General features: G+C 56.1%; 21 protein-coding genes. 11 read left to right on the top strand and 10 right to left on the bottom strand.

Annotated features, from left to right (window positions below; all coding sequences use genetic code 11):
- Positions 1-282: 282 nt before the first annotated feature.
- The 3 genes from F3J39_RS12030 (at position 283) to F3J39_RS12020 (ending at position 3,735) form a co-directional block, all read left to right on the top strand.
- Complete coding sequence (locus F3J39_RS12030) at positions 283-1,659, top strand: aldehyde dehydrogenase family protein (protein ID WP_166714243.1); 1,377 nt, start codon at positions 283-285, stop codon at positions 1,657-1,659.
- Positions 1,660-1,713: 54 nt separating this feature from the next.
- Positions 1,714-2,313, top strand: coding sequence for an NTP transferase domain-containing protein (locus F3J39_RS12025; RefSeq protein ID WP_166714242.1), 600 nt, complete (start codon positions 1,714-1,716; stop codon positions 2,311-2,313).
- A 111-nt stretch (positions 2,314-2,424) separates the two neighbouring features.
- On the top strand, positions 2,425-3,735 hold the full coding sequence (locus tag F3J39_RS12020; protein WP_071668114.1) for an MFS transporter: 1,311 nt from the start codon (positions 2,425-2,427) through the stop codon (positions 3,733-3,735).
- A 97-nt stretch (positions 3,736-3,832) separates the two neighbouring features.
- Here the strand turns inward: F3J39_RS12020 and F3J39_RS12015 are convergent, their stop codons facing one another.
- On the bottom strand, positions 3,833-4,381 hold the full coding sequence (locus F3J39_RS12015; protein WP_040113746.1) for an XRE family transcriptional regulator: 549 nt from the start codon (positions 4,379-4,381) through the stop codon (positions 3,833-3,835).
- A 119-nt stretch (positions 4,382-4,500) separates the two neighbouring features.
- Here F3J39_RS12015 and F3J39_RS12010 point away from each other — a divergent pair, with 119 nt between their 5' ends.
- From F3J39_RS12010 to corA, 3 genes are all read left to right on the top strand, one after another.
- Positions 4,501-5,157 carry an AzlC family ABC transporter permease gene (locus tag F3J39_RS12010; RefSeq protein WP_233207442.1) on the top strand — a complete coding sequence of 219 codons (657 nt, stop codon included), beginning with the start codon at positions 4,501-4,503 and terminating at the stop codon, positions 5,155-5,157.
- Positions 5,147-5,467 carry an AzlD domain-containing protein gene (locus F3J39_RS12005; RefSeq protein ID WP_040113737.1) on the top strand — a complete coding sequence of 107 codons (321 nt, stop codon included), beginning with the start codon at positions 5,147-5,149 and terminating at the stop codon, positions 5,465-5,467. Before F3J39_RS12010 ends, F3J39_RS12005 begins: the two co-directional genes overlap by 11 nt.
- Before the next feature lie 120 nt (positions 5,468-5,587).
- On the top strand, positions 5,588-6,592 hold the full coding sequence (gene corA / locus F3J39_RS12000) for a magnesium/cobalt transporter CorA (RefSeq protein WP_094110794.1): 1,005 nt from the start codon (positions 5,588-5,590) through the stop codon (positions 6,590-6,592).
- 58 nt (positions 6,593-6,650) lie between these two features.
- On the opposite strand, the gene F3J39_RS11995 is transcribed toward corA, so the two are convergent.
- Positions 6,651-7,385 (bottom strand): SDR family oxidoreductase, encoded by a 735-nt coding sequence (locus F3J39_RS11995; protein WP_104085755.1) that lies wholly within the window; start codon positions 7,383-7,385, stop codon positions 6,651-6,653.
- Positions 7,386-7,543: 158 nt separating this feature from the next.
- Here F3J39_RS11995 and F3J39_RS11990 point away from each other — a divergent pair, with 158 nt between their 5' ends.
- Together F3J39_RS11990 and F3J39_RS11985 are read left to right on the top strand one after the other, a co-directional pair.
- Positions 7,544-8,461, top strand: a complete 918-nt coding sequence (locus F3J39_RS11990; protein WP_040113733.1) for an AraC family transcriptional regulator — start codon at positions 7,544-7,546, stop codon at positions 8,459-8,461.
- 537 nt (positions 8,462-8,998) lie between these two features.
- Positions 8,999-9,397, top strand: a complete 399-nt coding sequence (locus F3J39_RS11985) for a response regulator (RefSeq protein ID WP_104085757.1) — start codon at positions 8,999-9,001, stop codon at positions 9,395-9,397.
- A gap of 102 nt (positions 9,398-9,499) precedes the next feature.
- On the opposite strand, the gene F3J39_RS11980 is transcribed toward F3J39_RS11985, so the two are convergent.
- Positions 9,500-10,924 carry an MFS transporter gene (locus tag F3J39_RS11980; protein WP_104085758.1) on the bottom strand — a complete coding sequence of 475 codons (1,425 nt, stop codon included), beginning with the start codon at positions 10,922-10,924 and terminating at the stop codon, positions 9,500-9,502.
- Between the two features lie 110 nt (positions 10,925-11,034).
- On the opposite strand from F3J39_RS11980, the gene F3J39_RS11975 reads away from it, so the two are divergent.
- Positions 11,035-11,706: a MarR family transcriptional regulator gene (locus F3J39_RS11975; RefSeq protein ID WP_233207443.1), complete on the top strand. Its 672-nt coding sequence runs from the start codon at positions 11,035-11,037 to the stop codon at positions 11,704-11,706.
- A gap of 46 nt (positions 11,707-11,752) precedes the next feature.
- Here F3J39_RS11975 and umuC read toward each other — a convergent pair whose 3' ends face one another.
- The 3 genes from umuC to dsdC all read right to left on the bottom strand — a co-directional run bounded on the left by umuC (position 11,753) and on the right by dsdC (position 14,443).
- Positions 11,753-13,015 (bottom strand): translesion error-prone DNA polymerase V subunit UmuC, encoded by a 1,263-nt coding sequence (umuC, locus tag F3J39_RS11970; RefSeq protein ID WP_094110791.1) that lies wholly within the window; start codon positions 13,013-13,015, stop codon positions 11,753-11,755.
- A 2-nt stretch (positions 13,016-13,017) separates the two neighbouring features.
- A complete protein-coding gene (locus F3J39_RS11965; protein WP_104085760.1) occupies positions 13,018-13,395 on the bottom strand; it encodes a S24 family peptidase in 378 nt (125 codons plus the stop codon).
- A gap of 124 nt (positions 13,396-13,519) precedes the next feature.
- Complete coding sequence (gene dsdC / locus F3J39_RS11960; protein WP_348769943.1) at positions 13,520-14,443, bottom strand: DNA-binding transcriptional regulator DsdC; 924 nt, start codon at positions 14,441-14,443, stop codon at positions 13,520-13,522.
- 211 nt (positions 14,444-14,654) lie between these two features.
- Here dsdC and F3J39_RS11955 point away from each other — a divergent pair, with 211 nt between their 5' ends.
- Positions 14,655-15,974 carry a D-serine ammonia-lyase gene (locus tag F3J39_RS11955; protein ID WP_071668107.1) on the top strand — a complete coding sequence of 440 codons (1,320 nt, stop codon included), beginning with the start codon at positions 14,655-14,657 and terminating at the stop codon, positions 15,972-15,974.
- A gap of 44 nt (positions 15,975-16,018) precedes the next feature.
- Here the strand turns inward: F3J39_RS11955 and F3J39_RS11950 are convergent, their stop codons facing one another.
- The 3 genes from F3J39_RS11950 to F3J39_RS11940 all read right to left on the bottom strand — a co-directional run bounded on the left by F3J39_RS11950 (position 16,019) and on the right by F3J39_RS11940 (position 17,657).
- Positions 16,019-16,495 carry a DUF1348 family protein gene (locus F3J39_RS11950; protein ID WP_166714241.1) on the bottom strand — a complete coding sequence of 159 codons (477 nt, stop codon included), beginning with the start codon at positions 16,493-16,495 and terminating at the stop codon, positions 16,019-16,021.
- A 42-nt stretch (positions 16,496-16,537) separates the two neighbouring features.
- A complete protein-coding gene (locus F3J39_RS11945; protein WP_104085763.1) occupies positions 16,538-17,104 on the bottom strand; it encodes a TetR/AcrR family transcriptional regulator in 567 nt (188 codons plus the stop codon).
- Positions 17,105-17,255: 151 nt separating this feature from the next.
- Positions 17,256-17,657 (bottom strand): RidA family protein, encoded by a 402-nt coding sequence (locus F3J39_RS11940; protein WP_104085764.1) that lies wholly within the window; start codon positions 17,655-17,657, stop codon positions 17,256-17,258.
- Positions 17,658-17,795: 138 nt separating this feature from the next.
- Here F3J39_RS11940 and F3J39_RS11935 point away from each other — a divergent pair, with 138 nt between their 5' ends.
- A complete protein-coding gene (locus F3J39_RS11935; protein WP_040113711.1) occupies positions 17,796-18,398 on the top strand; it encodes a TetR/AcrR family transcriptional regulator in 603 nt (200 codons plus the stop codon).
- 62 nt (positions 18,399-18,460) lie between these two features.
- Here the strand turns inward: F3J39_RS11935 and F3J39_RS11930 are convergent, their stop codons facing one another.
- Positions 18,461-19,465, bottom strand: coding sequence for an ABC transporter substrate-binding protein (locus F3J39_RS11930; RefSeq protein WP_104085765.1), 1,005 nt, complete (start codon positions 19,463-19,465; stop codon positions 18,461-18,463).
- Positions 19,466-19,478 lie beyond the last annotated feature (13 nt).

The following is a 19,478-nucleotide window of genomic DNA, read 5'->3' as shown; positions in this document are numbered from 1 at the left end:
GAATGCTTTACTGATTATAGTGAACATGATCACCCTTTGAGGCCTTGTGTGGTGCGGCCTGCGACGATCGGGGATCTCTTAGGATCTATCTTTGATCTCTTTATGATCTCTTATTGGGATCTGGTTTATGTATAAGTGGATAACTCAGGATCCCACTATAGAGACCCGCTCTTAGTTGATTTCAATTAGAGAACAACTTGCTCAATATTATTCATTTTATATCAATAGTAATCGGGCGTATCGTAACAGGCACGATCAACAGCAATGTACTGAGGAATTCTGATGACTGACCATGTGATTTCACGTAATCCTGCAACGGGTGCCATTCTCGCAACGTATCCACTCCAGACCGCTGAGGAACTTGACCGCTCTCTTGCACAGAGCGCTGAAGCCGCTGAGCTGTGGCGTAATACAACGATTGAACAGCGTGTGAAGGTACTGCGCCAGCTGGGTGAACAGCTGCGTCAGCGTCAGGATGAACTGGCAACGATGGCTACACGAGAAATGGGTAAGCCTGTTGCCCAGGCACGTGCAGAAGTCCTGAAATGTGCCAGCTTATGTGACTGGTATGCCGAACATGGCCCGGCAATGATTGCTGATAAACAGGCTCCGGTAGAGGGTCAGCAGGCGTGGCAGTCATTCAGACCACTGGGCGTCATACTGGCCGTGATGCCGTGGAATTTCCCTTACTGGCAGGTGCTGCGTGGCGCTGTCAGCATGCTGCTTGCCGGCAATACCTATCTGTTAAAACATGCACCCAGCGTGATGGGATCGGCTTATCTGATGGCTGAACTGTTTGAGGCAACAGAACTGCCGCACGGTGCTTTTACCGTTATCAATACGGACAACGACGGCGTTTCAGCAGCAATCAGCGATTCACGCGTTGCAGCCGTTGCAGTCACCGGGAGCGTACGCGCAGGCGCCGCTATCGCAGCACAGGCCGGTGCGGTACTGAAGAAAACAGTACTGGAGCTGGGCGGTGCCGATCCTTTCATCGTACTGGCCGACGCAGATCTTGACGCTGCTGTCGCTTCAGCCGTGGTGGGCCGCTATCAGAATACCGGACAGGTTTGCATGGCAGCGAAGCGCTTTATCATCGAAGAGAGTATCGCCGCCGAGTTTGAAGCGCGTTTCAGCCAGGCCGTAGCCGCACTGAAAATTGGCGATCCGCTTGATGAGCAGACCTTTATCGGTCCGATGGCACGCTACGATCTGCGTGATGAACTGGATGGGCAGGTGCAGCAAACGCTCAAAGAGGGCGCACGTCTGGTGCTGGGCGGTCATAAAATTGAGGGGGAAGGAAATTACTATGCCCCTACCATTCTGGCTGATGTGACGCCGGAGATGACAGCATTTCAGCAGGAAATATTTGGCCCGGTCGCGGCAATCACTACGGCGCGTAATGCAGAACACGCCCTTGCGCTGGCTAACAACAGCGATTTCGGTCTGAGTGCCACCGTCTGGAGCCGCGATGAGTTGGTGACCAGCTGGCTGGCAGAGCGGCTGGAAACAGGAGCGGTATTTATCAACGGCAACGGCGCATCCGATCCGCGTGTCGCGATTGGCGGCGTTAAAAAGAGCGGCTATGGCCGTGAGCTCTCCAGTTTTGGCGTACACGAGTTCTGCAATATCCAGACAGTATGGAAAAACCGTCGCTAACTGCCCTGAGGCGCGCAATACTGTGCGCCTCACGATTTTCAGGTAGCCAGCAACATGAAAAGTCCGGGCATTATCATCCTTGCAGCAGGGCAGGGAACACGTTTTCAGCAGGCGGGCGGAAAAGGCAATAAGCTGCTTGCCCTCTTGCCTGACAGCACCGGAACACCCCATCCTGTGCTCGGTATGACGCTGCATGCAGCACAACGCAGCGGGCTGCCGCTTCTGCTGGTAACGCGACCTGAATATACCGCAATACGGGCGCTGGCTGCCGCGCAGGCGATACCGGTGCTGTGTGTCAGCAGTGCAGGCAGCGGCGAGACGATTGCCGCTGCCGTTCGCGCTGTGCCGCACTGGTCTGGCTGGCTGATTCAGCCCGGCGATATGGCATGGGTTACTGCAGAAGATCATCAGCGTATCGCCGGCGCACTCTCCGAAGGGGCCTCCCAGGCCCGTTTTTGCTGGCAGAACAAACCCGGCCACCCGGTAGGCTTTGCGGAAGAATATGGCCCGGCACTTAGTGAGTTAAAAGGGGACAGCGGCGCCCGCTCGCTGCTTGATACCGCGCGCCTGCTGCGTTTGCAGGGACACGCTGGCGTGATCCGCGACGCCGATCTCCCCGTTACCGCCACGCCGCTCGCCCGCCGCAGGAAGTAGTGGCGCAGGGTGATAATTACCGCTACTCTCGCGCGGTCATATTTATGCGAACGGGTGACACACTACCCGGTTGACCGTCCCTGTTCAGAGTCATGGTACGCGGAGAGAGTGATGAGCGCAGTAGCCGATCCTTCAGTAATCCAGTCGCGGCGGGAAAGTGCCGCCATCTATCGAAAAATAACGTTAAAACTGATCCCGTTTCTCTGCCTGTGTTATCTGGCAGCCTACCTGGATCGCATTAATATTGGTTTTGCCAAGCTGCAGATGGCAAGCGACTTAGCGCTAAGCGAAACGGCGTTTGGTCTGGGTGCGGGTCTGTTTTTTGTGGGTTACATTCTGTTTGAAGTGCCAAGCAACCTGTTTCTGCAACGCACCGGCGCACGGATCTGGATCGCGCGGATCATGATCAGCTGGGGAGTGCTCTCGGCGTTAACCCTGCTGGTAAAAACTCCCGGTCAGTTCTATACGATCCGCTTTTTACTGGGCGTGGCAGAAGCAGGGTTTCTGCCGGGCGTGCTGTTTTATCTGACCCGCTGGTTTCCCTCATGGCGACGCGGCCGTATTATTGCGCTGTTTATGCTGGGTTTGCCACTTTCCAGTATCATCGGCGGCCCTCTATCAGGCTGGATCATGACGCACTTCGACAAACTGCACGGGCTACATGGCTGGCAGTGGCTGTTTCTGCTGGAGGGCTTGCCGAGTATTCTGCTGGGGCTGATGACGCTGCGAATGCTGCCGGATGGCCCGGCAGAGGCATCCTGGCTGAGCGTTCAGGAAAAACAGGTCATTGCTGATGAACTCCGCAGCGATGCGGGCGAAGCTGCTGAGGCGAAACACCGGCTGCGGGATGGCCTGCTTAATTTGCGGGTAGTGATGCTGGGCGGAATCGATTTCTCCATACTGCTTAGCGCTTACGCAATGGGCTTCTGGTTACCGACGCTGCTGAAAAAAGCAGGCTCCACCGATCTCACCACGATTGGTTATCTTACGGCGGTCCCAAGTCTGGCCGCGCTGGCTGGCATGCTGCTGATTGGAGCCAGCTCAGACAGGCTGCGCGAACGCCGCTGGCATATTATTGTTCCATTTATCATCGGTGCAGCCGCAATGGCCTGCGCGCCCTTCTGGAGCAGTAATGTGGCTGTAACCGTGCTGCTATTTTCCATTGCGCAGGCGATGATTATTGGTGCCGTGCCGGTTTTCTTCAGCCTGCCCGCAACCTTTCTGACCGGTACTGCCGCCGCCGCAGGTTTTGCGCTCGCCTGCTCAATTGCCAATATTGCAGGCCTGGTCAGTAATTCTGTTATGGGAATCGCGCTGGATATGACCGGCAGCAGCGACGGGGCGCTGTGGCTGTTTGCTGCCTGTTTATTGCTCAGCTGCCTGCTGGTGCTGGCACTGCCGGCAAAACTGGTCAATCGCTGATCGCCATAAAGCGCGCCTGTTACGGGCGCGCTTTACTGATTACAGTGAACGTTGCGTACACGTCAGGCAGGACGCGTTTATTCAGGCTCAGGCGATATCAGTTCTGCTCAGAGAGTTGCACCGCCATGGTATCGGCTTCCAGTGCTTCAAACACGTGGGGTTCATCAGCGGGATAGCAGATGTAATCGCCAGGATTCAGCTCCACCGGCGCATCGCTGGGTCCTACCCTGGCCCGCCCGCGGGCAATGATAACGTGCTCAACCGAACCGGGCGGATGCGGCTTTGAAGCGCGCGGCGCGCCTGGCTGACTGGTCACCAGATAGAGGTCGCGTCGCCCGCCTGGCGGGCAGCTGGCGAGCAGAGCCGCCTGATAATCAGCCAGTTCAGCCGACACAATCATCCCTTCACCTTTGCGAATAACCTGCAGACGTTTTACCTCTGGTTCCAGCAGGCGGGCGAAAGGAATATTTAACGCGACACAGAGCGCCCAGAGGGTTTCGATACTGGGATTGCCGTTGCCCGCTTCCAGTTGTGAGAGCGTTGATTTTGCCACACCCGCACGGCGAGCCACTTCAGTCAGTGAAAGTCCGGCACGCTGCCGCTCGCGGATCAGCCCGGCGGCAATAGTATCAATCGGTGGTGTCACAGCAGCTCCTGTTCGTTTTATCGAACGTTTGTTCATCTTGTAAAACAATTTCTGAACGTTCATTATACTGTCTTTACTGTTCGGTATGAGATCAATATGTGATGCGTGCGGGGATTAACGTGCTTGATCGCGGCGTGATAAAAGCGATTGTTTTGGTTTGTCTGGCAGACGGTATTGTGGGCCTCTCCTATGGCTCGCTGGCCGCTGCACAGGGTTTTCCGCTCTGGGTGCCGATAGCGCTCTCTACGCTGGTGCTGGCAGGCGCTTCGGAATTTCTGTTTATCGGCGTTGTTGCTGGTGGCGGAAGCCCGCTCACTGCCGCCGCCGCCGGGTTGCTGGTCAATGCGCGCCATCTGCCGTTTGGCATTGCGGTAAAAGATCTGGTGGGGCAGGGAGGCCGCAGCCTCCTTGGCTGCCATATCATGAACGATGAGAGCGTGGTATTTGGTATCTCGCAACCGGGACTGCAGCAGCGCCGGGTTGCCTACTGGCTGTGCGGACTCGGTATTTTTGCGGTCTGGCCACTCACCGTTATCGGCGGCGCCATGATTGGCCGCTTTATTCCTGACGTTTCCGCCATCGGGCTGGATGCGGTTTTCCCGGCGATCCTGATTGCGCTGATTTTTCCGGCGCTGCGCAAACGGCGGACACGCATTCCGGCGCTGGCCGGGACCGCACTCTCTGTCGCGGTCACGCCTTTTGTACCGGCAGGAATGCCGGTGCTCTTTTCCCTGCTGGGGTTGCTGAGCTGGCGGGAGCGTAAAGATGGACAATAGTCTGGTCATTGCCGGTATCGCGCTGCTGGCCGTCGGAACGTACGCTATCCGTTTTGCCGGATACCGTCTCGGCAGCCGGCTGCCGATGTCAGAAAAAACGCGCAATATGCTGTCAGATGCTGCCACGGTCCTGTTGCTGGCGGTGGCGGTCACAACCGCACTGTTTGAAGGAACGCACTTTGCCGGCATCGCACGGGTAGCAGGCGTTCTGTTTGCTGTTTTTCTGGCATGGCGACGGACGCCGTTGATTCTGGTTATCGCAGGAGCCGCAGCAATGACGGGATTACTGCGTTATCTGGGCGTGCCGTAACGACTTTTCAGGCTGGCAATATCCGCCTGCCACGGCTTTTGCTACCCTAACAGTATAAGGCGTCGCTTCCGGATCCCTTCAGAGAGCGACAGAGTAAGCCAGAGCAGGATTGAGGCAAAAATGGAAAAGCAGGAACGAACCGACAATCATGCAGATGAGATCGTCAACTGCGTGGTCTATCGTCATGGCGAGCGGCAAGAGCATGTCGATGTTGCAGAGATCAGCGATATCCTGAAAGAAGATAAATCGTTCGTCTGGCTTGGGTTATACCAGCCCGAACCCGCTTTTATGCAAAAGCTGCAGGAGGAATTCGGGCTGCACGAGCTGGCGATCGAAGATGCTCTGCTGGCGCATCAGCGTCCTAAGATTGAACAGTATGGCGAATCGGTATTTATCGTGGTCAAAACGGCGTATATGCAGGCGCAGCAGCACATCACGTTTGGTGAAACGCACTTCTTTCTGGGCAAAAATTTCCTGATTACGGTACGCCATGGATCGCGGGAAGGCTATGCCGCAATCCGGGAAAAAGCGGAAAAGAATCACGCCATGCTGTGCCAGGGGCCAGGCTATGCACTCTACTGTATCCTCGATTTTATCGTAGACAACTACAGTAAAATCACACAAACGCTCAGCGAGCGTATCGGTAATCTCGAAGATGGGATGTTTTCCACGCGCTTTGATAACCACGCGCTGGAGCAGGTCTACCATCTGCGACGCCAGCTGCTGGCGCTGCGCAACGCCGCGATGCCGGTCACTGAAATCTGTCCGCAGCTGGTTCGTTTCCATGAAGATATTATCCCAAAAAATCTGCGCGCCTATCTGCGCGATGTGCAGGATCACGCGCATCACGTCATGATCGATGCAGAGGATATGCGTGAAACGCTGGCCAGTGCTATGCAGGTCAACCTCGCGCTGGTCTCTGTACAGCAAAGTGAAGTGAATAAGAAGCTGGCGGGCTGGGGCGCCATTTTGATTGTGCCAACAATTGTATTCAGTATGTATGGCATGAACTTTTCCGACATGCCGGAGCTGCACAGCCATTTTGGTTATCCGGTGGCGCTGGGATCAACGCTGCTTATCTGCTGCATTATGTGGTGGCGGCTGAAGCGCGCGGGCTGGTTATAACGACGCCCGCGCGTCGATGCCTGAAATTTCAGCCTGAAATCGCCAGAATTTTTATGGCTTAAAACGGGCTGGCAGTAGGGCGCAGCGTGATTTCACTGACGTCAACCTCGCCAGGCTGATCGATAGCCCAGCTGACCGTCTGCGCTATCGATTCCGGTTTAAGGGCGATAGCCCGAAAGCTGCGCATTGCCTCCTGGGCCACATCGTCAGTGATGCTGTCAGCCAGCTCAGATTCCACTACGCCTGGATTGATAACGGTAACGCGCAGAGCGGACGACTCCTGCCGTAATCCCTCAGAAATAGCGCGGACGGCAAATTTAGTGGCGCAGTAAACCGCCGCGGTGGGTGAGACCGTAAGCGCCCCGATTGACGCGATATTGATAATGTGCCCCGCCTGCTGCTGCTGCATTGCGGGCAGTACTGCAGCGATGCCGTAAAGCACGCCGCGCACATTAACATCCAGCATCTGGTCCCACTCTTCAACTTTCAGTGAAGCCATCGGAGAGAGCGGCATCACGCCCGCATTGTTAATCATCACATCAATCCGCCCATATTTTTCAATGGCCAGACGGGCTAATGCCTGTGTATCAGCGCGCTGCGTCACATCTGTCGTCAGATAATCTATCCGGGCACCCTGCTGCTGCAGCTCATCACACAACGATGCCAGACGTGTGGCCCGGCGTGCACCAAGGATCAGCCTGTGACCCTGCCTGGCCAGATAGCGGGCGATGGCTTCACCGATACCGCTGCTGGCGCCGGTCAGAATAATTACTTTCGCTTTTGCATCAGTCATCTTTTTTTCCTCGTGTGAAGTACCCTGCTATTGTTGAAAAATGCCGCAATCGTCAACAGACCTATTCACTGCGCATCTTTGCCTGATCCTCTCGCAGAGCGAGCCGCGCGCTGCGCCTTGTGACTAAGCAGGAATTCAACTATCCGGGAGAACGTGTGATGAATGACGTGCAACAGCAGATTTGCACTTTGCTTAACCAGCTGGCACCGCAGGAGGGATATACAAAATCCCTGCTGGATAGCGTGTTATTTATGCGGGCTAATCAGCAGTGGGCGCGCACGCCGGTACTTTATGAGCCGGGCATCATCATTATCTGCCAGGGCGCTAAGCGTGCCTTTCTGGCGGATAATGTCTACCGCTATGACGCGCAACACTATCTGGTATTATCTGTGCCTCTGCCATTCTCAGCGGAGACTGAAGCGACGTCCGCTGAGCCGCTGCTGGGCCTGGCGATCCGTTTTGACGTTAACGTACTGGCGAAACTCATCGCGCAGGTGCCGGCAAAGCCTGCGGGTGAAGAGAGGGCGACGGCTGCTATTATCTCCACGCCGCTGGATAGCACACTGCTACAGAGTACGCTGGCACTGCTTCAGGCATTACGGGATCCGCTTGAGGCGCGGATACTGGGGCCGGCCCGTGTGGAAGAGATCTGCTTTCGCATTCTGATGGGGCAGCAGGGTGCCGCTGTACGCGCCGCGCTGGCGTATCAGGGCCATTTTGGCCGCATTGCCCGGGCGCTACAGCAAATCCATGATAACTGGCAGCAGCCTATAAACGTTACGCAACTTGCCCGTGAGGCGGGCATGAGCGTGCCGCGTTTTCATCTGCACTTTAAAACCGTTACACAAACTTCACCCATTCAGTATCTTAAATCACTGCGCTTACATCGTGCACGACTGATGCTGATCCAGCAGAACCTGACCGCAGCCGGGGCAGCTGCGCGTACAGGCTACGAAAGTGACTCACAGTTCAGCCGCGAATTTAAACGCCTGTTTGGCCGCAGTCCGGCAGAGGAGGCGCGCATAATGAAACGGGCATTTACGCTGCTGCCAGCCGAACCATACGACCTGTTTTAGCACCCTGCACGCGGGTAACGGCTGACTGAGCATCACCCCCTGCCACAGAAAGAAGCCTGAATGTTTTAAAGCGAATCCCCCAGTTATTCGTGGTATTGGCGGCTGCGTTATCCAGACTTGTGCCGATGGCGTTCCGGGAAGGGATATGAAAAGATCGCGCATCTTTAAGTGAAGCACCGCTGCCGCCTCAGGAACAGCGCATTGCGCTGCGCGCGACAGGTTTCCGGCAGCCGTGCTGCAGGCTGTTGTCAGCCATGCTGCAGGCACTTTTTATCGTTCAGGCTGACCTCTCTTATTGCACTGCAGCCTTACGGCAACATGTCGCTTCTGCTGCACGATAACGGAAGAACAACCCTGAGGCAGGCTACGAACTTTTCTGAAATAGAGGCTGGCAGCCGCAATCTGTCTTCGCCAGTCAGTACCAGATTTTTCTGCAAATGCGCCCGGCGCTGTACCTGAACGGTCAGCGGGTGCTGATAAATCGCGCCAGATATGGTGCAGAGATAACGTTAATTTTCCCGGTGGCGGAGTAATGGAATGAGCGCGAAAGTGTGGTTAGTGGATGATGATTTGTCAGTAAGGGAGTCGCTGGGATTTCTGCTGAAAACCGTAGATTACGAGGTGGCTGACTTCGGCGATCTGGCGACATTCGACGCCGTTGCCAGTGCAGAAGCGCTGCCGCTGCGCGGCTGTCTGCTGGTGGATGTGCGGCTGCCCGGCATGGATGGGCTTAACTGGCTGACCGAACAGCGCGCCCGTCATCCGCTGCTGCCGGTTATCCTTATGACCGCGTATGGTACGCTTGACGTCTGCCGCAGCACGTTTCAGGAGGGAACGTTTGATATTTTTACCAAGCCGCTCGACATTGAACCGCTGCTTGCAACCCTGCATCGCGCGATGAATGAGAGCGAACAGCGTGCAGTGCAGCAGGGCTGACGCTTTCTGTTATCTCGCTCAGCCCGTCGGTAACGTCTGTATTACGCATAACGTTCTGCGCCAGATAAAGCGCCTCTGACAACTGTCAGAGGCGCTCCGGCTTTAGCTGGTTTTCTGCTGCTTAAATCCGGTGAGCACCTTTTTAGCACTCAGCAGAGAGAGCAGCGGGGCGGCTGCCATAACGGCAAAAAGCAGCCAGGCCGCAGAGGAGGCGCCAGCGATTCCCCCCGGCGCCGACAGGCCTCCGGCGTTAGCGAGCATACCGGCGATGGCAGAACCCAGAGCCGTAGCAAACAGCTGAACCGTAGTGATGGAGGTGGCTGCTGCATCCTGATCGTCTGCGGGAGCCACCTGCAGGATGCGCGTCAGTAAATGGGGCCAGCCCAGCCCGATACCAAAGCCAATCAGCGCCAGTCCTGTCCCGATCAGCACAAGTATCTGTCCGTCGCTGCTGGCTGAGCGCGGAGTCACAATAGCCAGTAGCACCATACCCGCCAGAACCAGCGCCGGTCCTGCGGCAATTGCGCGCTTAATGCCCCGCGTCTGCCAGCCGGAGCTCCAGATCTCCGATACCGTCCAGCCTGCGGCCATCAGCGCCGCCACATAGCCCGAGATCAGCGGCGTCTGCCCATGCAGGATTTGAAGAAAATAGGGTACAAAGGTTTCGCTGGTCATACCGATGATGAGCAGCGCCATGGTGATATAGAGCGCCAGCAGAGGCGAGCTGAGGCGCAGCGCATTACGCGGTAACAGGCGTGTTTCACTGATAAACTCCTGGCGAATTAACAGCAGCAGCAGAATAACCGCCGCACATATCCCGGCTATATTCACCGCAATGTCAGAGGACATGCTCGCTGCGCTCACGGTCATAACGGCCGCAACCAGTAACAGCAGCTGCATCCAGGGGAGCTTTCCGGTGTGGGAAGTATCGGTACGATTATGAGCAGGGAAAATCAGCCACACCAGCAGCATATAACTCAGCGTGACGGGGATCAGTATGCCAAACGCCATGCGCCAGGCGTCCATTTCAGCAAATATTCCTCCGGCCGCCGGGCCCAGAAGCGTCGCCACGCCCCACATGCCGGAGATCAGCGCCATCGCGCGCGGCCAGAGCTTTTCCTCAAAAACGGCATAGATCATGGCATAGCAGAGCGCGAACAGAAAACCACCGCCCAGCCCCTGTAGCGCCCGACCTGCCAGCATTACCGGCATAGCGGGCGCCAGTGCGCAGACCAGACTACCCGCGATAAAAAGCAGCGCCGCCAGCAGATAGGCCTGTCGCGCGCCCGTCACCGCCAGCAGACGCGCGGTCAGCGCTGAGCCCAGTATTGAGGCGACGACAAACAGCGTTGTGTTCCATGCATAGAGGTGGAGTCCGCCTATCTCCCTGATGACGGAGGGAAGCACCGTAGTGGCGATGTAAACATTAATGGCGTGCAGTGCAACGCCGCCTGAAAGCGCAATAGCAAAAAACAGGTTTTTGCCTCCCAGTAATTCACTCCAGCTTCCTTCCTGTCCTGACGACATATAAGCCTCCCGGCATGCGTTGCGTCATATGCCCCGTTGCTGAGCGCAGCGGGATCCATTACATTAATAAAACAAGACAACGCTTGGATTATTAAAGAGGGTAAAATATTTTGTCAAGCAATCGCTTGTTAAACTCGGGCGATAGAGCACAGGCAACACCAGAGCGCCTGCTTTATCTGCTGAAAACGCGCGGGCCACTGCAGTCTGCTGAGGCGGGAGAGACGCTGGGCATGACGGCTGAAGCGGCACGCCAGCAACTCAGCAAACTTGCCTCATCAGGGCTGATAGAGTCGTTCTCCCGCAGCAAAGGAGTTGGACGTCCGGGGCAGTTCTGGACGCTGACGCAGGCGGGCCACGGCCGGTTTCCGGATTCCCATGCGACGCTGACGGTGCAGCTGCTGGATACGGTACGGCACGCTTTTGGTGAACAGGCGATCGATCACCTGATAGATTTGCGCGAACAGAGCAGCCGCGCCGCTTACCAGCGTGAGCTACAGGATGCTGTCGATCTGCGGGATCGGGTGGCGCGGCTGGCGGCACTGCGGTCGCTGGAGGGCTATATGGCAGAGTACGAGGAGCAGGATGACGGAACGCTCTTGCTGATTGAGAATCACTGTCCTGTCTGCGCCGCTGCCGCCGCCTGTCAGGGATTCTGCCGCGCTGAACTGATGCTGTTCAGCGAGGTGCTGGAGGCGAAAGTCGAGCGCGTTGAACATATTCTGCAGCAGGCGCGACGCTGCGCTTACCGCATTACGCCGTTCACAGAGCACGCTGCAGAGTAAGGTTTGATGCGCAGGAGCAGACTGACTCGCCGGAGGCGACAGCCTGCTATCGGATCACAGGGATATCAGCCAGGCGAGTGGTATAGCGGGGTGAGAGCATGTTGCGTTTCATCTGCCACGCCTGGTTTCCTGTCGTCTGGCTGGCGAAACCGATTTTGCCTTTCCCTGAACGGTTTATGGCGTCGAGAGCGGTCATCAGCGCATCCGCATTGGCACGCGGCTGCTGCTGGCTGAACATATCAAACTGCGTGCTGCCTGACTGCCAGAAGTCGCTCAGCATTACGCCCGCTTTGGCATAGCGAAAGCCGTCGCGCCAGATAGCGTTCAGCCCCTGCAAAGCAAAGGCGACGATGTCACGCGTGTCCGCCGTTGGATATTGCCAGCTGACGGGCGCGGTAGCAGAGTACCTGGGATCGTCGCCATAGCGGCCGGTCGTCACAGAGACGGTGAGATGACGGCAGCGGGAGCCCTGCTGGCGCAGCTTTTCAGCAGCCCGGGTCGCATAGGCCATAACCGCCTGCTGCATATCATCCAGCGTCGTGATGCGCTGCCCGAAAGAGCGTGAATTAACGATCTGCTGTTTTGGCGGCGGCGCATCCTCCAGTGCCAGACAGGATTCGCCGCGCAGCTCGCGTGCAATGCGCTCAACAATCACATCAAATTTTTTGCGGATCGTACTGGTATTACTTTCTGCCAGATGCAGCCCGGTGGTGATCCCCATCTCTTCCAGACGCTGAGCGATTCGCCAGCCAATACCCCAGATATCGCCAATGCGCGTCAGCTGCAGCAATTTTTGCTGGCGCAGGGGATCGGAGAGATCGACCACGCCGTTTGTTTTCGTCCACTGCTTGGCCGCCTGATTCGCCAGCTTGGCCAGCGTTTTGGTCGGGCCAAAGCCTACGCCTATGGTCAGGCCGGTTTCCTGGCGAACGCGCTCGCGCATCTGCTGACCAAAGCGCTCCAGCGGCATATAACTGCTAATGCCCGTGACATCAAGAAAGCTTTCATCGATAGAGTAAACTTCCTGCCCGGCAGCCATCTCATCGAGTATTGCCATCATCCGCGCCGACATATCGCCATAAAGCTCATAGTTAGAACTGAAAACGTGTACGCCATTGTCACGAAAATAGCGTTCATGCTTAAACCAGGGGGCGGCCATCTTTATACCCATGCGCTTTGCTTCAGCTGAACGAGCAATCACGCAGCCATCATTATTTGATACCACGCAAACGGGTTTGCCGCGCAGATCGGGCCTGAAAATGGTTTCACAGGAGGCGTAAAAATTGTTGGCATCAGCAAGCGCAAACATACCTATTCTCCTGCAGGCCCGGTGAAACCCTGGCCCGCGATATCATTGAGCGCATAAGCCACCACGCCCCACACCGGCAGCAGCTGGTTCTCGTCGAGCAGAACGATAGCATCGGACCTCTCCAGCGACTGCAGCGCCGGAACGGGTTTCAGCAGCAACCTGCGCAGCACCAGTTCACCCTCAAATTCCGCCACAATAATCTGACCGTGCCGCGGCGTCAGTGCCCGATCAACTGCCAGCACTGAGCCTTTGACGATACCCGCCTCCGGGCAGGCTGTATCACTGCGCATCAGGTAGGTGGACCAGGGCGACAGCGAGACGATATCACCCAGGTTCAGGCGCGCTTCGATAAAGTTTTGAGCCGGATTCTGAAATGCCATATGCCTGTTTCGCTGAGGATAAAAAGGGTGGGCAAGTGTCCGGCTATTATACCCGATCTGCTTAAAAATAGCGCGGTTTACGCCGTGATCCTGCTCTGCCAGCGTGACGATACTATGAGCGTAATTATTTCTCTTTCGCCACGGTTTCCTGCAGCCAGCGGATAAAGGTTTCTGTTTTTGGCCAGCGTCTGTCGGCGCGGGTAGCGATGTAATACCGTTCGCTGCACAGCAGCGCCAGGCGCGGGAAAGGCGTTATCAGTTCGCCAGAGGCGATACGCTGTTTCACCAGCGCCTTACGTCCCATCGCGATGCCGGCATGGTTTATCGCTGCAGCAACCGCAAGCTCTGCCTGATCGAATTCGGCACGGCGCGCTGCCGTAATATCCACGTCAAAATGCGCTGCCCACAACCGCCACTCATTTTCTCCGGAATCGATACTCCACGCCTGACGATCGTGCAGCAGGCGACAGCTCCGGAGATTCTCCGGGCAGTCCGTCAGCCTGAATTGTGCAGCGTAGCGCGGGCTGCAAACCGGAATAATATGTTCATCCATCAGCGGGTCCAGGTGAAATCTGTCCGGCACGTCAGCATCAAAACAGATGGCCAGATCGGCACCCATTTTATGCAGGTCGACCGGTTCGTTTCCGGTATTAATAACGAGATCGATAGCGGGGTTTTGCTCCAGAAAAGAGGCCACCGCCGGTGCAAGCCAGGCGTGCGCAAACGACGGGCGACTGTAAACCGTAAGCCTTCCGCTGGATCCCTGATTTCTGATGCCCTGAATTTCCCGGTTGAGGTAGTCGAGTGAGGTACTCATGGCATTGAAGATCCGCTCACCCTCTTCGGTCAGCAGCACCCTGCGGTGTAAACGGGTGAACAGCGAGATACCGAGCTCTCTTTCCAGCTGGCTGATACGGTGGCTGACAGCGCTGGGCGTCAGTGCCAGCGCCGCCGCCGCTCCGGCAAACGAGCCGTGGCGGGCAGCGGCTTCAAAGGTGAAAAGACGTCCCAGCTTGCCACCCTCTATTTCACGCATCTCAGAGAACACATTTTTCACCTTTACTGTTTAAGCTGCTGATTTAGCGATTAGTTATTTAACCGGCGTGGACGTTGCAGATAAAAATGCACAATGCGTGCTCGCCTGTTGAGTTAGCTGAGCTCATGTTAAGTTGAAAAACCATCGTTTGTCACCGCGCAGCCGCGTGCATATAAATAACGCTCTGTTTTCTTTTGATGCGTCGGGCTGAATGAGAGTAACCATGACTGATTTAACTGAAAAACTCCGGTCTGTACCGGCGGTAAGCGATCTGAGGGCGCTACGTGAAACCATCTGGTTTAACGATCAGGTGACGACGGCAGAGAGGGGGCTCCTGCATACGGGACTGACGCGTGAAGAGGCTGAAGATGCCGAAGCCCGCCTGCGCCGTTTCGCTCCGCTGATCGCCGCCGCCTTTCCGGAAACGGCTGAAAGCGGCGGTATTATTGAGTCAGATATGGTACCTCTACCCGCGATGCAGGCGCGGCTGGCGCAGCGTGCGCCGCTGCCAGGCAGACTCTGGCTGAAAAAAGATAGCCATCTGCCCGTTTCAGGTTCCATCAAAGCGCGCGGCGGCATTTACGAAGTTCTCGCGCACGCAGAGAAGCTGGCGCTGGAGGCGGGGCTTATCACGCCAGCCGATGACTACAGCCAGCTGCTTTCTCCGGCGCACCGTCAGTTTTTCAGCCAGCATAAAATAGCAGTAGGTTCAACGGGCAACCTGGGCCTTTCGATCGGCATAATGAGTGCCCGCCTCGGGTTTCACGTTACCGTTCATATGTCGGCAGATGCGCGTCAGTGGAAGAAAGCGCTGCTGCGCAGGCGTGGAGCGCACGTGATTGAGTATGAGCAGGATTACGGCGTCGCCGTGGAGCAGGGCCGCAAAGCGGCGGAGTCCGATCCCGACTGCTTCTTTATTGATGATGAAAATTCACGCACGCTGTTTCTGGGCTATGCCGTTGCCGGCCTGCGCCTGCCAGAGCAGCTGAAGGAGAAAGGCATTACTGTGGATGCCTCCCATCCGCTTTTTGTGTATCTGCCTTGTGGCGTGGGTGGCGGCCCGGGAGGCGTCGCCTTTGGCCTGAAGCTGGCTTTTGGCGATAACGTTCACTGCTTTTTTGCGGAGCCAACCCATTCACCCTGTATGCTGCTGGGAATGAGCACCGGCCTGCACGATGGTATTGCGGTGCAGGATATCGGTATCGACAATAAAACCGCTGCGGATGGACTGGCGGTGGGCCGCGCCTCCGGCTTTGTCGGCCGGGCGATGGCGCAGCTGATCGACGGCTGCTATACGCTCAGCGATCGCACCCTGTTTACGCTGCTTGCCATGCTGGATGAAACGGAAGGTATTCAGCTGGAACCTTCCGCGCTGGCGGGCATGCAGGGGCCGCAGCGCATCGCGGCAAGCCCCGCTTATCTGGCACAGCAGGGCATCACTCCGCAGCAGCTGCAGCAGGCCACGCAGCTTGTCTGGGCGACAGGTGGCGGCATGGTTCCTGCTGATGAAATGCAGCGCTACCTCGCTAAAGCCAGCTGCTGATAAACCCATGCAGCAGGGCAGTCACGCGAGCTGCCCTGCCGCCGTTACAACCCCAGCGCAGTCAGCCCCGGATGATCGTCCGGACGACGTCCCAGCGGCCAGAAAAATTTGCGTTCGCTCTCTTTAATAGGCATATCGTTGATACAGGCAAAACGGCGCTTCATCAGGCCATCGCCTTCAAACTCCCAGTTTTCATTGCCGTAAGAGCGGAACCAGTTACCTGAATCATCGCGCCATTCATAGGCGTAGCGGACAGCAATGCGGTTGCCATCAAACGCCCAGAGCTCCTTGATAAGACGATACTCAAGCTCTTTTTTCCATTTACGGGCCAGAAACGCTTCGGCTTCTTCACGGTTATGAGCAAACTCGGTGCGGTTGCGCCATTGTGTGTCCGCTGAGTAAGCCAGTGCGACTTTAGCCGCATCGCGGCTGTTCCAGCCATCTTCAGCCAGGCACACCTTTTCGATGGCCGTTTCGCGGGTGAAAGGAGGAAGCGGCGGGTGTTGGTATGAATCAGACATGGTAAAACTCCTGTTAATTCAAATTTGATGAGTACGCAGGCTTCAGGAAACCTGCTCCAGCAGCATTTTCGCAATATCCCGTGCGTCGTCGGCCGCGCTCCCGTTCCCCATAACATAGGACGCGGTAATGGCGCCCTCTATCAGAATCAGCAGCTGTCTGGCCAGCGCCTCGGGATGTGCAACATTCATCTCTTTGCTGAGCTCCAGGGCGTAATCCAGTAACTTCTGCTTGTGGGTTTTCGCTATCTGGCGAACGGTATCGTCAGGGTTGCCTGTCTCACCGGCGGTGTTGATAAATGCGCAGCCGCGGAAACCCTCTGACTCAAACCAGCTTTTCAGCGCGGTAAACATATTCAGAATGCGATCCTGCGGCGTATTGCCTTGATCGGACGCGCTTCTGAACCACGCCATCCACTGCTCATCGCGCACGCTCAGCGCGGCTGATGCCACCTCCTCTTTACTGGCGAAGTGATGATAAATACTTTTTCTGGCGACGCCTGAGGTTTTGACCAGAAGATCCATGCCCATGGCGTGGATACCGTTCTGATAAATCAGCTGCTCAGCGCTCCTGAGAATTTTTTCCCGGGTACTGACTGATGTTTTGTTCATGGCTTTAAGGTAGAACGATCGTTCTACCTCGTCAACGTTTTTTTAGCAGGAGGCTATCACCGGGGCGACAGACAGCTATGCAATGCTGACTGAGCGGATCAAAAAGGGAGAGCCGTAAGCTGGCCCTCCCTGATATTGCTCTGCAACGTTTTTATGCCTGAGACTCAGGAATGCGGGCGATAACCTTTATCTCAAAATCAAACCCTGCCAGCCAGTTAACGCCCAGGGCGGTCCAGTTGGGGTAGGGCGGCGTCGGGAAAAGAGTCTGTTTCACCTGCATGATGGTTGAAAACTGGTTTTCCGGGTCGGTATGAAAAGTAGTCACATCAATCATATCTTTGAACGTACATCCTGCCACAGCGAGCGTGGCTCTGAGATTCTCAAAGGCAAGCTGTACCTGGGTTGCAAAGTCCGGCTCCGGGGTGCCGTCGTCGCGGCTACCCACCTGCCCGGAAACAAATAATAAATCGCCAGAGCGGATTGCTGCAGAATAACCATGCTGTTCATAAAGAGCATGGCGATGAGCAGGAAAAACGGGTGTTGGCTGGGTCACAGGGACTCCTTTGTGGGAGAACAACAGGGGATGCGCAGCATAAATAAAACAATTAATATACGCGGCGTATGTAAAATTAATCACACATACGCTGCGTATGTCAAATGGCATGCGCGGCGTTAGCAGCAGGAGAAGTATATGGTTACCAGACGCCGCACAGAAACGATGGAAGAAAACCGGAAAAAGTTGATTGCAGCTGCGCGCAAAGCGTTCGCTGAAAAGGGATTTGCAGCTGCATCAATGGACGATTTGACTGCCAGTGTCGGTCTGACGCGCGGGGCGCTTTACCATAACTTTGGGGATAAAAAAGGCTTGCTCGCCGCGGTAGTGACGCAGATCGATTCTGAAATGGCGCAACGCGCTAAACGTGAAGCGGTTCACTCCGATAACGACCAGCAAACGCTCCTGGCTGAAGGGATAGCCTATATCAGGATGGCGCTGGATGAAGAGGTCCGGCGCATTGTGCTGCTTGATGGTCCCGCTTTTCTTGGCGATCCTGCAAAATGGCCGAGTCAGAATAACTGCCTCAGTGCTACGCGTGAGAGTATTACCGATCTGATTGAACGTCGCGTAATCAAATCAGTCGATGCGGATGCGGCTGCGTGGCTGTTAAATGGCGCGGCACTGAATGCCGCGCTATGGGTCGCTGCCAGCGGTAATCCACAACAGGCATTACCAAAAGCTATTCAGGCGTTTACTCTGCTCTTCGGCGGTCTGCTGGAAAGTGTTGCGCAGCCATAACGCCGCTTTAATTGGTCTGGATACCACAGCTTATCAACGAATATTGCAAAATCCTGCCTGCCTCAACCGGGAGGCAGTGCCTGCAAAATACGCTGCGCATCCTGTTTGCTCAGCGGATAATCGTAAAATGTCCGGTAAAATTCCTGAGTGGCGTCAATCAAATCGCGCGTTGCAAACAGCGCCGGATGCAGTTTTTTGGCAGCCCACTGGATTTGCAGTGCGACTTCAGTGCCGTAGCGATCCCAGGGAAAGACACCCGATGGATTCTGCCACACCTGCTGCTGCTTCACGGCTTTTACGCTGGCGAACAGCGATTTGTAGTCAGAGTCAGCCAGGGTTCCCGCGCCGGCACCGATAATAATCACATCCGGATCCCAGCGTATCACCTCCTCCGGTGAAACAGGGCGCATATTGCCATCCACGGAGGCGGCGACGTTCCGGCCACCCGCAAGCCTGATCCAGGTATCAATCAGGGTATTCCGGCCATCTACCTTCAGCGGATGCAGCGACTGAATATGCAGCACGCGCGGGCGTTCACTCTCCGCAAGCGCGGCCGTTTTGGTCTGAATAGCAGCGATTTGCGTATCCAGATAGCGATTATAAGCCCGGGCTCGCGCGGCCGCTGCCGGTGTGCCGACCACCTGAGCCGTGGTAGTGAGTGAGCGTTTCATCGAGTCAAAATCATCAAAATTCATTGCCAGTACGGGAATACCGGCCAGACGATAAGACTCTGCATCGGGATCGTTAGCGGGTACAAAAATCGCATCAACGTTGCGTGCCACCAGCGCTTCACTGTTAAAGGTTTTACCGTGTGCCTGGAGCGCCTGATTTAACGATGGCTGTACCTTAAACATCCACGGCCGGTCCGCCGGATGGTTTACGGTTGCCACAATCCGATCGCCGGCGCCCAGCGTCATAAGCAGAGAGTGGTGGGCAAACCAGGCATCGGCTATGTGCAGCACCGGCTGGCTCAATTCAATCTTATTCCCGCTGTCGTCAGTGACTGTCTGAGCCGACGCCAGAGCGCTTACGACCAGAAGCGGTAGTGCCCATTGCAGGCTTTTCATCAGTAAATATCCC

Origin of the sequence: Pantoea sp. Acro-807 (assembly GCF_011752675.1) — a bacterium.
GTDB classification, from domain to species: domain Bacteria; phylum Pseudomonadota; class Gammaproteobacteria; order Enterobacterales; family Enterobacteriaceae; genus Pantoea; species Pantoea eucrina.
Note: the sequence above shows the minus strand (reverse complement) of the source record. Positions and strands in the feature narration are given on the sequence as shown.

What these genes read in the sequence shown, in the direction of transcription:
- F3J39_RS12030 (WP_166714243.1), top strand. Translation starts at nt 283, where the DNA reads ATGACTGACCATGTGATTTCACGTAATCCTGCAACGGGTGCCATTCTC.
- F3J39_RS12025 (WP_166714242.1), top strand. Translation starts at nt 1,714, where the DNA reads ATGAAAAGTCCGGGCATTATCATCCTTGCAGCAGGGCAGGGAACACGT.
- F3J39_RS12020 (WP_071668114.1), top strand. Translation starts at nt 2,425, where the DNA reads ATGAGCGCAGTAGCCGATCCTTCAGTAATCCAGTCGCGGCGGGAAAGT.
- F3J39_RS12005 (WP_040113737.1), top strand. Translation starts at nt 5,147, where the DNA reads ATGGACAATAGTCTGGTCATTGCCGGTATCGCGCTGCTGGCCGTCGGA.
- corA (WP_094110794.1), top strand. Translation starts at nt 5,588, where the DNA reads ATGGAAAAGCAGGAACGAACCGACAATCATGCAGATGAGATCGTCAAC.
- F3J39_RS11995 (WP_104085755.1), bottom strand. Translation starts at nt 7,385, where the DNA reads ATGACTGATGCAAAAGCGAAAGTAATTATTCTGACCGGCGCCAGCAGC.
- F3J39_RS11990 (WP_040113733.1), top strand. Translation starts at nt 7,544, where the DNA reads ATGAATGACGTGCAACAGCAGATTTGCACTTTGCTTAACCAGCTGGCA.
- F3J39_RS11985 (WP_104085757.1), top strand. Translation starts at nt 8,999, where the DNA reads ATGAGCGCGAAAGTGTGGTTAGTGGATGATGATTTGTCAGTAAGGGAG.
- F3J39_RS11980 (WP_104085758.1), bottom strand. Translation starts at nt 10,924, where the DNA reads ATGTCGTCAGGACAGGAAGGAAGCTGGAGTGAATTACTGGGAGGCAAA.
- umuC (WP_094110791.1), bottom strand. Translation starts at nt 13,015, where the DNA reads ATGTTTGCGCTTGCTGATGCCAACAATTTTTACGCCTCCTGTGAAACC.
- F3J39_RS11965 (WP_104085760.1), bottom strand. Translation starts at nt 13,395, where the DNA reads ATGGCATTTCAGAATCCGGCTCAAAACTTTATCGAAGCGCGCCTGAAC.
- F3J39_RS11955 (WP_071668107.1), top strand. Translation starts at nt 14,655, where the DNA reads ATGACTGATTTAACTGAAAAACTCCGGTCTGTACCGGCGGTAAGCGAT.
- F3J39_RS11950 (WP_166714241.1), bottom strand. Translation starts at nt 16,495, where the DNA reads ATGTCTGATTCATACCAACACCCGCCGCTTCCTCCTTTCACCCGCGAA.
- F3J39_RS11945 (WP_104085763.1), bottom strand. Translation starts at nt 17,104, where the DNA reads ATGAACAAAACATCAGTCAGTACCCGGGAAAAAATTCTCAGGAGCGCT.
- F3J39_RS11935 (WP_040113711.1), top strand. Translation starts at nt 17,796, where the DNA reads ATGGTTACCAGACGCCGCACAGAAACGATGGAAGAAAACCGGAAAAAG.
- F3J39_RS11930 (WP_104085765.1), bottom strand. Translation starts at nt 19,465, where the DNA reads ATGAAAAGCCTGCAATGGGCACTACCGCTTCTGGTCGTAAGCGCTCTG.